This window comes from Streptomyces sp. NPDC090088, assembly GCF_044747345.1.
GTDB lineage: Bacteria > Actinomycetota > Actinomycetes > Streptomycetales > Streptomycetaceae > Streptomyces.
Genome location: NZ_JBIVDZ010000001.1, coordinates 945987 through 958291, shown reverse-complemented (window position 1 = coordinate 958291; position 12305 = coordinate 945987). Strand labels below are relative to the sequence as shown.

Here is a 12305-nt window from a genome sequence, read left to right as displayed (position 1 = left end):
TTGTGGGTACTGCGGAGCGTGCGGAGGACCGGGCTCCGGACAACCGCCCGTATTTCTTCCTGTCGTACGCCCACACTCCGCCCTGGGGCCCGGACAGCGGGGATCCGGACCACTGGGTACGCGTCCTCTTCAACGACCTGTGCAGTCACATCATGGCGCTCACCGACCTGCCGGCCGGGTCGCCCGCGGGCTTCATGGACCGGCAGATGCGTTCGGGAGAGGGCTGGCCCGAGAAACTGAGCCAGAACCTCGCCACCTGCCGGGTGTTCGTGCCGCTCTTCTCACCGCGTTACTTCACCAGCGAGATGTGCGGCCGCGAGTGGTACGCGTTCCACGAGCGGATGCTGCACGCCAAGTCCACCGGGGCGGCGCCGGTGTCGGCCATGGTGCCCGCCCTGTGGACGCGTGTCGACTTCGGGGAACTGCCCGACTCCGTCCGCCACATACACGTGGAGAACTCGTCGTCCGGCGGGCGATACCTCACCAACGGAATCTACGGGCTGATCAAACTCAACCGGCTGCGCGACGAGTACGAGGAGACCGTGTTCGCTCTCGCCGAGCGCATCGTCCAGGCCGCTCACGAGACCCGGCTGCCACCCGGGCGGCCCCGGGACTACGAGAGCACGCCGAGCGCCTTCAAGCCGCGCGGCACAGGGCCCCGGCACATCCGCCTGACGGTGGCCGCGCCCACCCGGGACTCCGTCCCGGAACACCGCGACGCCCAGCCGTACGGCGACGACGTACTGGACTGGAACCCCTACCACACCGAGTCGACACGGGCGCTGTCCGCGCATGCCGAGGAGCTGATCCGCTCCCTGGACTACCGGGTCACGGTCGCCGCCCTCGACGACGAGAGCCCCGGCGAGGAGCCTCCGGAGTCCGTGGCGGGGCGGCCCGGCATCGTGGTCGTGGACCAGTGGGCCCTGACCGACGAGGAACGCCGGAGCAGGCTGAAGGTGTTCGACGGGGCGGCGCACCCCTGGGTGAGCGCGATCGTGCCGCGCTGCCGGGCGGACCTGCAGAACCACGGGGAGGAAGGGCGCCGGCTCGCGGAGGAGCTGGAGCGGGTGATGCCGGCCATCCTCGACAGGGCGCGGCGCGGCGACTGCCGTTACGCCGTCAACGGTGTGCCCACGCTGACGTCCTTCACCAAGGTGCTGCCCGACGTCGTGGCCTATACGTCCCGGCAGTTCCTGAAGAACGCGGAAGTCCGACTGCCACCGGGCCCCCACCTCCCCAGACCTCGGCTGACGGATGTCGGCCCGCCGCCCGGCCCCGGCTCGGAAGACCTACCCGGAGGAGAGGCATGACGGCCTCGCGGGACGGACGCGTCATCACCTTCTACTCGTACAAGGGCGGCACCGGACGGACGATGGCGCTGGCCAACACGGCCTGGATCCTCGCCGCGAACGGCAGACGCGTCCTCGCCGTGGACTGGGACCTCGAGGCTGCGGGACTTCACAGCTTCTTCCGCCCGTTCCTGGATCCCGGTGCGCTCACGGCCACCGGCGGCGTCGTCAACATCCTCCAGGACTACGCCTGGGCGGCGACGGACGGAACCACCCGCACCGGGCCCTGGCACCTGGAGTTCGCGGATGTGGAGCAGCACGCCGTCTCGGTCGCCCCCGAGCGGCAGGGACTCGGCTTCGAGAACGGCGGCTCGCTGGACTTCCTCTCCGCCGGCCGCCGGTTCCGTGCCTATTCGGGCATGGCCTCCTCCCTGGAGTGGGACAACTTCTACGACCGCCTCGGGGGCGGCCTGTTCCTGGAGGCGCTGCGCGACAGCATGAAGCGGTCGTACGACTACGTCCTGATCGACTCCCGCACCGGACAGTCCGACACCGCGGACATCTGCACGCTCCAGCTGCCCGATGTCCTCGTCGACTGCTTCACGCTCAGCGACCAGTCCATCGAGGGCGCCGCCGAAGTGGCGCACAGTGTCGGCGACGAGCACCGCGCCCGGCGGATCAGGGTGCTGCCGGTGCCGATGCGCGTCGACGAGAGCGACCGGCGCAAGGTCGAAGCGGGCCGTGCGCTGGCCAGGGTGCGGTTCGCGGGGCTGCCGACGGGGCCGGGCGGGGAGCGGCTGAGCGCCGAAGAGCTCACCGCCTACTGGGACGGCGTCGAGATTCCGTACAAGGCGTACTACGCCTACGAGGAGACCCTCGCCGTGGTGGGGGACAGAAAGGGCGACCCCAAGTCGCTGCTGTCCGCCTACGAACGGCTCACCGCGTTCGTGTCCGACCACGAGATCACGGCGCTGCCGCAGATCCCGGAGCCGGTGCAGCTGCGTGGCCGGGACGCGTTCATCCGGCGCCTGCCGCGGACCACCGCGCCGCGGGTCGTGATCGCGTACGTGCCCGAGGACCGGCTGTGGGCCGACTGGATCGAGTCGTTGGTGCAGCGGGCCGACGGCACCGGGACGCTGCACGATCTGACCACCGCCCCGCTGGACCGCGTCGACCCCGGCACCTTCGCCCTCGTGCTGACCTCCCGTGCGCTGTTCCGTTCCCCGGGCATCGAACACGTCCGGCATCTCCCCTTCGACCGCGACGGGCGCCGGGGAGCGGTGATACCGGTACGGATCGACGAGGTTCGACTGCCGGACGCGTACCTGGGCCAGGCCGACCCGGTCGACCTGAACGGACTTGACCAGGCGGCATGTGAAAGCGCGTTGCTTCGTGCGCTCGAACTGCCCGGGCAACTGCCGAAAGGGGGAACGGCGGCACCGCGATTCCCCAGCCGTGACCCTTTCTGCTGGAACGTGCCGCAGCGCAACCTCACCTTCACCGGCCGGAGCCGGATCCTGGAGAGGCTGCGGGAGTCCCTGCACAGCGGCCTCACGGCGGTACTGCCGCAGCCCCAGGCGCTGTTCGGGCTGGGCGGTGTCGGAAAGACGCAGATCGCGCTGGAGTACGTGCACCGCTTCGCCGGCGACTACGACCTGGTGTGGTGGGTGCCGGCCGAGAACGTCGACAACGTGGTGGCCTCGCTCGCCGAACTCGGCGCCCGCATCGGCGCGCCCGGCGGCGAGGACATGTCCCTGGCCAGCCAGGAGACGGTACGCATGCTCTCCCAGGGCAACCCCACCAGGCGGTGGATCCTCGTCTTCGACAACGCCGACGACCCCCGGGAGCTGGCCGGTTACCTGCCCACCACCGGCGGCGGCCACATCCTGATCACCTCACGCAACCAGGTGTGGTCGCAGCTGGCCCCCGCTCTGCAGGTCGACGTCTTCCGGCGCCAGGAGAGCGTCGAGCACCTGTCCCGGCGCGCCCGGGGCCTCACCCCGACGGAGGCGGACCAGGTCGCGGAGGCCGTGGGCGACCTGCCGCTCGCGGTGGAACAGGCCGGCGCCTGGCTGGCGGAGACCGCCGTGCCGACGGGCGAGTACCTGCGCCGCCTCGCCGAGGAGACCGCCGCGGTGATGGGGATCAACCAGCCGGCCGACTACCCCGAGACGGTGGCCGCCACCTGGAACATCTCCATCGAGCGGCTGAGCCGGCGTTCGCCCGCCTCGGTACGGCTGCTCCAGCTGTGCGCGCTTCTCGGCCCCGAGCCGATCTCCGCGGAACTGCTCTACGAAAGCGACGAACTGCTGCATGATCTCAGCTCCTACGACGCGAGCTTGCGGGATCGTCTGCTGCTCGGCCGGCTGGTGCGCGAGATCGGCCGGTTCGCGCTCGCCAATATCGACCAGCCCTCCAACTCGATCCAGGTGCACCGGCTCGTGCAGGCGGTGATCCGCTCGCAGATGACGGAGGAGGAGCGGAGCCGGGCCCGGCACACCGTGCACAGAATCCTCAGCGAAGCCCGCCCCGCGGGGGAGGACGAGCCCACCGACGACCAGGCCAACTGGCCGCGGTTCGACCTCATCTGGCCGCATCTCGCCGCCTCCGGCATCCGCGACTGCACCGAGGCGGAGCCGCGCAGTCTCCTCGTCGACCGCGTCCGCTACCTCTGGAAGCGCGGCGAGTTCGCCCGGGCACAGCAACTCGCCGAGGACCTCCTGGCCCACTGGAAGGAACCCCTCGGCGAGAACGACGCGCAGTACCTGAGCCTGCGCTTCCAACTCGCCAACGTGCTGCGCTCGCAGGGACTGTACGCCGACGCGCGGGAGCTGAACGAGGACCTGCGGGAGCGGCAGCGGCGCGTACTCGGCCCACGGCATCCGCACACGCTCAGCACCACGTCCGGCCTCGCCGCCGACATGGCGGCACTGGGCCGGTACGTCGAGGCGGTGGAGCTGGCGCGCGAAGCGCACGACGGCTTCAACGACATCTTCGACGAGGCGCACCCGCGCACGCTGAAGGCGGCCAACAACCACGCCCTGGCGTTGCGCATGGTCGGCAAGTACGACGATGCCCGGCGGATCGACGAGGCCAACCTCGCCCGCCGGGTGCGGATCCACGGCCCCGATCACATCTACACGCTGTCGTCGGCGGAGAACCTCGGCCGCGACCTGCGGGAAACCGGCCGGTACACCGATTCGGTGGCCCTGCTGTCGCGGACGTACGAGCAGTACAAGCGTGCTCTCGGCAAGGGCTTCCCGGGCACGCTGCGGTGCGCCAAGTCACTCGCGCTGTCGCTGCGCCGCGTGGGCGAGCTGGCGGACGCGCGGCGGCTGACCTCCGCGACGCTGGAGCAGTACCGGGCCCAGTACACCGTGCCCACCCCGGGCGGACTCGCCTGCGAACTGAACCTCGCCGCGGATCTGTTCGCGGCCGAGGACCGGGAAGCCGCGCGCGACCTGGCCCAGCAGGTGCTCGCCGAGTACATGAGGAATCCGGGTCCGGCCCACCCCCACACCCAGGCCGCGATGAACAACCTGGGCATCTACCAGTGGGGCTGCGATGCCGTGGAGCAGGCCGGGGAGGTGTTCCGGCAGGCGCTGGAACGCATGACCGAGACGCTCGGCGCCCACCACCCGCACACCCACTTCTGCTCCGCCAACTTCGCCAACGTGCTCGCCGACAGCGACCGTCCGGAGGAGGCCTGGGAGCTGGAGCGGCGCAGCGCCGACGCACTGCGCACCCACCTGGGCCCCCTGCACCCCGAGACGCTGGCCGTCCTCGGCAACGGCGCCCTCACCCTCGAAGCCCTCGGCCGCCAGGACGAGGCCCGCGGGCGGCACGAGGAAGCCGTCAGGGGGCTGACGGGCCAACGTGATCAGCTCGGCGAGAACAACGGCATCACCCGGTTCGTACTGGAGGGACGGAGGGTGTACCGGGACCTGGAGCCCCTGACCCTGTGAGCGCGTCCGGCGGGCGGGGCGCCGTCGGTCAGCCCTGCCGCTTCCCCGTCAGCAGCCAGTCCAGTACGCCGGGCAGGGCACGCAGCGCGGCGAAGTGCGCGGCGTTCGGCTCCAGGACGGCCTCGGCGCGCGGAATGCGCGCGGCCAGCCAGGAGGCGTGGGAAGCGGGCGTGAACACGTCCTTCGCCCCGTGCCACAGCAGCACCGGCACCCTGATGTGCGCCGGGTCGAATCCCCACGGGCCGGTCAGCGCGATCATGTCGTCGATCCAGCCGTACGGCGAGGTGCGCAGCGCCTCGTAGTAGTTCCGCAGCAGCATCGACCGAACGCCCGCGTCGGAGACGACCAGCCGGTCGTCCTCGGTCAGACCGGACCGCAGGTCCTCCAGCAGCCGCTCCGGGTTGCCGCGGATCGCGGCCGCGCGGGAGATGATCCGTGCCGCGTACCGCTGCGGGTCGGTGAACGCCGTACGGAACTCGTCGACGTTGGACGGTGTCATCCCGGCGAACCAGTCGAGCCCCTCGGCGTCTCGCGGTGCGAGCCCCACCAGAGCGGCCGCCCGGGTCACCCTGCCCGGCAGCAGGGCCGCGCAGGCGAGGGCGTGCGGGCCGCCGCCGGAGCGGCCGGCCACCGCGAACCGGTCCAGTCCGAGCGCGTCCGCCACGGCTGCCACGTCCTCGACGGCGTCGGCCACCCGTCGGCCGGGGCTGCGGTCCGAACCGCCGTATCCGGGGCGGTCGAAGCTGATGAGCGCGGCACCTTCCTGGTGGCAGAGCATGGGCCAGGTGCCCACCCGGCTGCCGGGTGTGCCGTGCAGGAGGATCACCGGCCGTCCCCCGGGGTTCCCCGAGACGGCCACCTCCAGTCGCCGCCCGCTCGCGGTCCGCACCAGGTCGAGCACTCCCGCGTCCTCCTCCTGCGCCCGCAGCCGGGCCCGCATCGCCCGAAATGTGCCCATGGCGTCGAGACACGAAACGAATGCGCAGGCCAACGGGGCGGAACAGGGCGGGGCCGAGGCGGCCGACCTGCTCGGTGGCGAGGTGACGGACGGCTGTGCGGGAGCCGGAGCCGAAGGGATGGGACGGCGGTCAGGCCTGCCGGTGCCTCCGCCGTCTGCCGGCCCCGGCTAGTACGGCAGGATGCGCCCGGAGGGCGTCCTGCGGTCGATCTCCTGGCCCCGAGGGGCGGGGCGACGAACAACGCGCACGCGGATCCGACCGTCCATGACGCCCTCCTCTTGCCGAGCACTGCCCGCACCTGCTGTCCGGTAGGAGGGCTCTGCCCCGCACGTGGCAGGTCCAAGCCTCGTGCGGGGCAGCAAAGTTGGCGGCGTCAGCTCAGGCCGAGGCTGGACAGGGCCGTCGTCCAGTCGGTCACGATGGCGTCCTGGGCGTCGGAGAGACTGACGGTGCCCGCGCAGACGGCCTTCTTGAGCTTGTTCTCGACGGTGTCCTTGTTGGCGGCGGTCTTGGTGCCGTACTCCGGTTCGGGCCAGAGGTTCAGCTCACTCTTGGGGGCGCCGCCGAGTTCCAGCGGGACGAAGTGGTCCTCCTCGTAGTCGGAGGTGCTGGTGTCGGTGTAGCCGTACTCGACGATCTGCTTCTTCTTCAGCGCGGTGGTGTAGGAGCTGGACGGCCGTACGGTCGCGGTCCAGCCGGAGACGCAGATGGTGGAGTCGATGGTGCTCTGGGTGACGTCGGGGTTGAAGTCACCGGGCTGGCAGCTGGGGTCGGGGAGCGGGAGGTAGGCCTGGCTGCAGGACTGGGCGTGGGCCGTGCCGGTGGTGAGGGTGAGGCCCGCGACGGTGAGGGCGAGAGCGGAGAGCGTCGTGACGAGGGGGCGCTGCGTTCGGGACATGTGGGGGTCTCCCGGTGAGGTGCCGCCCGGCACGGCGCCGGGCAGTCGTGGGCATGACAGCACCGGGGGTTCTATGCGGGTAGACCTCTTTACCCGGGACGGGAGTTGCTTAGTTGAAGATTGGACCCGGGGCGGGCAGCCGTAGGCCAAGCCATGGCCAGGGCTTGGTTGTCGGCGCAACGGTCCACTTCGACGCGGGCGCCGGGGGCGGGAAGTCCGGCCGCCTTGCATGTTCGACCAGTCGGACATTGTTCGAAAACTCTTGACGACCCCGTGTACATCGTTTGACACTCTCGCAACGCGACGTCATCCGCAGTTAACGACAAGGGACTTGGCAGGAACCCCCATGACAGCCGCCATGCCGCACACCGCACGACCCCGTGGCCGCGCGAGACGCCGGGCGGGTCACCTCGCCGCCCTGGCCGCCGCCTCGACCCTGCTCGCCCTCGCCGGACCGGCGCTCCCAGCGGCGGCCGAAACCCCCACCGCCGACAGCCTCACCACCGGCCTCGCCCTCTGGTACCCCCTCGACTCCGCCGACGGAGCCTCCGACGCCTCCGGCAACGGACGCGACGGCACGGTCAACGGCACCGCCGACTGGTCGTCCTCCGGCCAGGGCCTCGGCTTCAACGGCTCCGACACGTACGTCAAGGTCCCGGACGACGTCATGAAGGGCATGGACGCCATCACGGTGTCCCTGGACGTGCGGATCGACTCCGCCCAGTCCACCCCGTACTTCCTCTACGGCTTCGGCAACTCCAGCGGCAGCAGCGGCAACGGCTACCTCTTCACCACCGGCAACTCCTTGCGCACCTCCCTCGCCACCGGCAACTGGTCGACCGAGCAGACGACCAAGCCGTCCGACTCCCACAACCTGACCCGCGCGGTGTGGAAGCACCTCGCCTACACCCAGACCGGCACCACGGGTGTGCTCTACGAGGACGGCGTCGAGGTCGGCCGGAACACCTCCGTCACCATCACCCCCGGCGCCATCGGGTCGGGCAGCACCGTCGCCAACTACATAGGAAAGTCCGTCTACTCGGGCGACAAGCTCTTCAAGGGCCGCATCCGCGACTTCCGCGTATACGACCGCGCCCTCGACTCCTCCGAGGTCGGGCAGCTCGCCCTGCCCGTCGACACCCAGGGCGTCGCCGACGACAAGGCGGCCCTGAGCCTGGGCGACACCGATGCCGTGACCGCCGACCTGGACCTGCCGAAGACCGGTACGGCGGGCGGTTCGGCCATCACCTGGTCCAGCGACCACCCCGACGTCGTCTCGGACTCCGGCAAGGTGACCCGGCCCGCCGCCGGCTCCCTCGACGCCCGTGCCACGCTCACCGCGACCCTCACCAAGGGCACGGTCACCGACACCAGGACCTTCGACATCACCGTCCTCGCCGACTTCGACGACGCCACCGCCGCCGAGCGGGCCGCCGGCGCCCTCACCGTCCACAACGTCGACGACGCCCGCGGCAACCTCACCCTCCCCGCCACCGGCGCCTACAACACCACCGTCACCTGGTCCTCCGCCGATCCGGACACCGTCTCCGCCGACGGCACGGTCCACCGCCCCGCGCACGGCGCCGGAGCCACCACCGTCGACCTGACCGCGACGGTCACCAGGGGCGAGGCGCACAGCACCCGCACCTTCACCGCCCGCGTCCCCGAACTCCCCGCCCCGGCAGCCCTCAAGGGCTACATGTTCAGCTACTTCACCGGCGAGGGCACCGCCGACGGCGAACAGCTCTACGCGGCCCTCAGCAAGGGCGACGACCCGCTGAACTGGCGGGAGCTGAACGACGGCAAGCCCGTCCTGACCTCCACGCTCGGCGAGAAGGGCCTGCGCGACCCGTTCATCATCCGCTCCCCCGAGGGCGACAAGTTCTACCAGATCGCCACCGACCTCCGGATCTACGGCAACGGCGACTGGGACGCCGCCCAGCGCACCGGCTCCAAGTCCGTCATGGTCTGGGAGTCCACCGACCTCGTCCACTGGACGGACCAGCGGCTGGTGAAGGTCGCCCCGGACAGCGCGGGCAACACCTGGGCGCCCGAGGCGTTCTACGACGCGAAGCTCGGCGAGTACGTCGTCTTCTGGGCGTCGAAGCTGTACGGCGACGAGGCGCACTCCGGCGACACGTACAACCGCATGATGTACGCGACCACCCGGGACTTCTACACCTTCAGCGAGCCCAAGGTGTGGATCGACCGCGGCTGGTCGGTCATCGACTCCACGATGATCCAGAAGGACGGCACCTACTACCGGCTCTCCAAGGACGAGCGGAACAACACCTCCTCGACGCCCAACAGCAAGTTCATCTTCGAGGAGAAGAGCGACTCGATCCGCAGCACCGACTGGACCCCGGTCGCGGAGGGCATCGGCAAGGGCGCGATGAGCGCGGCCGAGGGGCCGCTGGTCTTCAAGTCCAACACGGAGGACAAGTGGTACGCGTTCCTCGATGAGTTCGGCGGGCGCGGGTACATCCCGTTCGAGACCGACGACCTCGACTCCGGTGTCTGGACCCCGGTCGCCGACTACGACCTCCCGGCCAAGCCCCGCCACGGCACCGTGCTCCCGGTCACCCAGGCCGAGTACGACCGGCTCCTCCGCGCCTACCAGCCCGACCAGTTGGTGGAGAGCGTCGAGAGCGTGCAGGTGAGGACGAGGACGGGGCAGGCCCCGGTCCTCCCCGCCACCGTGATCGCCACGTACGCCGACGGTGTCGACCGGCCCGTGGCCGTCACCTGGGACGACGTCCCGGCGTCCGCCTACGCGCAGCCCGGCACCTTCACCGTCACCGGCAGCCTCCCGGACGGCACCGCGATCCCGGTCCGGGCCGAGGTCACCGTGTCGGAGGAGGGTCCCGACGTCCCGGCCGACCTGCTGCTGCACTACGACTTCGACGAGAGCGGCGGCAACATCGCCGTGGACAGCAGCGGGCACGGCTACCACGGCACGTACGTCCGCACGCCCGCGTTCGGCACGGGAGTCGAGGGCGGCTCCTTCAAGATGTCCGGGGACGCGACGAGTTCGCCGTACGTGAAGATCCCGAACGGGGTGCTGAGGAACGCCGGCAGCGTGACCGTGTCGACGTACGCCAAGTGGCGGGGCGGCGACAGCTTCCAGTGGCTGTTCGGACTGGGCCCGGACAGCGACAAGTACCTCTTCGCCACCCCGTCCAACGGCGGCTCCAGCCTCTACTCGGCCATCACCAAGGCCAGTTGGTCGGCGGAGTCCAAGCTGACGGCCGGCTCGCAGCTCACCCCGGGCCAGTGGCGGCACGTCACCGTCACCCTCGACGGCACCACCGGCACGATGGTCCTCTACGTGGACGGCGTCGAGGCGGCCCGCACCACGACCACCATCAAGCCGTCCGAGCTGTACGACGCGAGCAAGGACTACACCGGCTACATCGGCCGCTCCCTCTACTCGGCCGACCCGTACTTCGGCGGCGAGGTCGACGACTTCCGCATCTACGACCGGGCGTTGTCGGCCGCCGAGGTGATGGAGCTCAGCGGCAACACGGCCGGAATCGCCAGGGCGACCCAGCCGGGTCTGAAGGTCGACGCCATCGTCGACGACGCGGACAGCAGGATCACGCTGCCGATGACCGGGGGCTCCGATCTCACCGCCCTGGCACCGGAGTTCACCCTGGCGCACGGCGCCGCCATCAGCCCGGCCTCGGGGAGCGTGCACGACTTCAGCAAGCCGGTGACGTACGAGGTGACGGGCTCCGACGGCAAGCAGCGCACCTGGACGGTCTCGGCTCTGATCATGAAGAGCCCGGTGCTGCCGGGGCTCAACGCCGACCCGAACATCGTCCGCTTCGGCGACACCTTCTACCTCTACCCGACCACCGACGGCTACGACGGCTGGAGCGGCACGCAGTTCAAGGCGTACTCCTCCACCGACCTCGTCCACTGGACGGACCACGGCGTCATCCTCGACCTGGGCCCGGACGTCAGCTGGGCGGACAGCAGGGCCTGGGCGCCGACGATCGCCGAGAAGGACGGCAAGTACTACTTCTACTTCTGCGCCGACGCGAACATCGGGGTGGCGGTGGCCGACTCGCCGACCGGGCCCTTCAAGGACGCCCTCGGCAGGCCGCTCCTCAAGACCGGTGACTTCAGCGGCCAGATGATCGACCCGGCCGTCTTCACGGACGACGACGGGCAGTCGTACCTCTACTTCGGCAACGGCCACGCCTATGTGGTCCCGCTGAACGCCGACATGACGTCCATCGACACGGCGAAGGTCGAGGACATCACGCCGAGCGGCTACAACGAGGGCTCGTTCGTCATCAAGCGCAACGGCACCTATTACTTCATGTGGTCGGAGAACGACACCCGGGACGAGAACTACCGCGTCGCCTACGCCACCGGGCCCTCCCCCACCGGCCCCTGGACCAAGCGGGGCGTGATCCTGTCCAAGGACCTCTCCCTGGGGATCAAGGGCACCGGCCACCACAGCGTCGTACACGTCCCGAACACCGACGACTGGTACATCGCCTACCACCGCTTCGCCATCCCCGGCGGCGACGGCACCCACCGCGAAACCACCGTCGACAAGCTGGAGTTCGACGCGGACGGACTGATCAAACCGGTCGTGCCGACGCTGACCAGCATCGATCCGGTGACCGTCGTGCACGCGGGACCGGACGTCAGCGGGACGGAAGGGGACGCGATCCCGCTCGCCGGCACCCTCTCCGGCGCCGGTACAGCGAAGTGGACCGTGCCCGCGAAAGCCCCCTGCACGGTCACCGACCCGGCGTCCGCCGCGACCACCGTCACCTGCACCGACAACGGCACCTACACCCTCACCCTGACCGGCGGCCGCAGCACCGACACCGCCACCGTGACCGTCGCCAACGCCCCGCCGGTCGTCACCGACGCCCGCGGCCACGGCGACCGGCACCCGAGTGTCACGGTCCGCTTCACCGACCAGGGCGCGTCCGACACCCACACCTGCGTCGTCGACTGGAAGGACGGCAGCCGCCCGACGCGGGGCACGGTCCGTGGCTCGGTCTGCCGTGCCGAGCACCTGTACCGGAAGGCGGGCGGGCACCGGCCGGTGGTCACCGTCAGCGACGACGACGGGGGGACGGCCACCGTGGTCGTACCCCTGCCGCCACGGCACCCCGCGAAACCACGGCCGCGTAACACGTGAATCACAGGAGGTGCCCGTAGGTTCCCG

5 protein-coding genes are annotated in these 12305 nt (G+C 70.5%); 3 read left to right on the top strand and 2 right to left on the bottom strand.

Features of this window, described 5'->3' with window-relative positions; genetic code table 11:
• Positions 1-2 precede the first annotated feature (2 nt).
• Positions 3-1310 carry a TIR-like protein FxsC gene (locus tag ACIPSJ_RS04235; protein ID WP_401343249.1) on the top strand — a complete coding sequence of 436 codons (1308 nt, stop codon included), beginning with the start codon at positions 3-5 and terminating at the stop codon, positions 1308-1310.
• A complete protein-coding gene (gene fxsT, locus ACIPSJ_RS04230; RefSeq protein ID WP_401343247.1) occupies positions 1307-5254 on the top strand; it encodes an FxSxx-COOH system tetratricopeptide repeat protein in 3948 nt (1315 codons plus the stop codon). The genes ACIPSJ_RS04235 and fxsT overlap by 4 nt, the downstream gene beginning before the upstream one ends.
• Before the next feature lie 28 nt (positions 5255-5282).
• Here fxsT and ACIPSJ_RS04225 read toward each other — a convergent pair whose 3' ends face one another.
• Together ACIPSJ_RS04225 and ACIPSJ_RS04220 are read right to left on the bottom strand one after the other, a co-directional pair.
• Positions 5283-6194 (bottom strand): alpha/beta fold hydrolase, encoded by a 912-nt coding sequence (locus ACIPSJ_RS04225; RefSeq protein ID WP_401344564.1) that lies wholly within the window; start codon positions 6192-6194, stop codon positions 5283-5285.
• A 392-nt stretch (positions 6195-6586) separates the two neighbouring features.
• The gene (locus tag ACIPSJ_RS04220; protein ID WP_355710805.1) at positions 6587-7111 is read right to left on the bottom strand and encodes a hypothetical protein; all 525 of its coding nucleotides are present in this window, start codon (positions 7109-7111) and stop codon (positions 6587-6589) included.
• A gap of 358 nt (positions 7112-7469) precedes the next feature.
• Here ACIPSJ_RS04220 and ACIPSJ_RS04215 point away from each other — a divergent pair, with 358 nt between their 5' ends.
• Positions 7470-12278 (top strand): family 43 glycosylhydrolase, encoded by a 4809-nt coding sequence (locus ACIPSJ_RS04215; RefSeq protein WP_401344562.1) that lies wholly within the window; start codon positions 7470-7472, stop codon positions 12276-12278.
• The last annotated feature ends 27 nt before the right edge of the window (positions 12279-12305 follow it).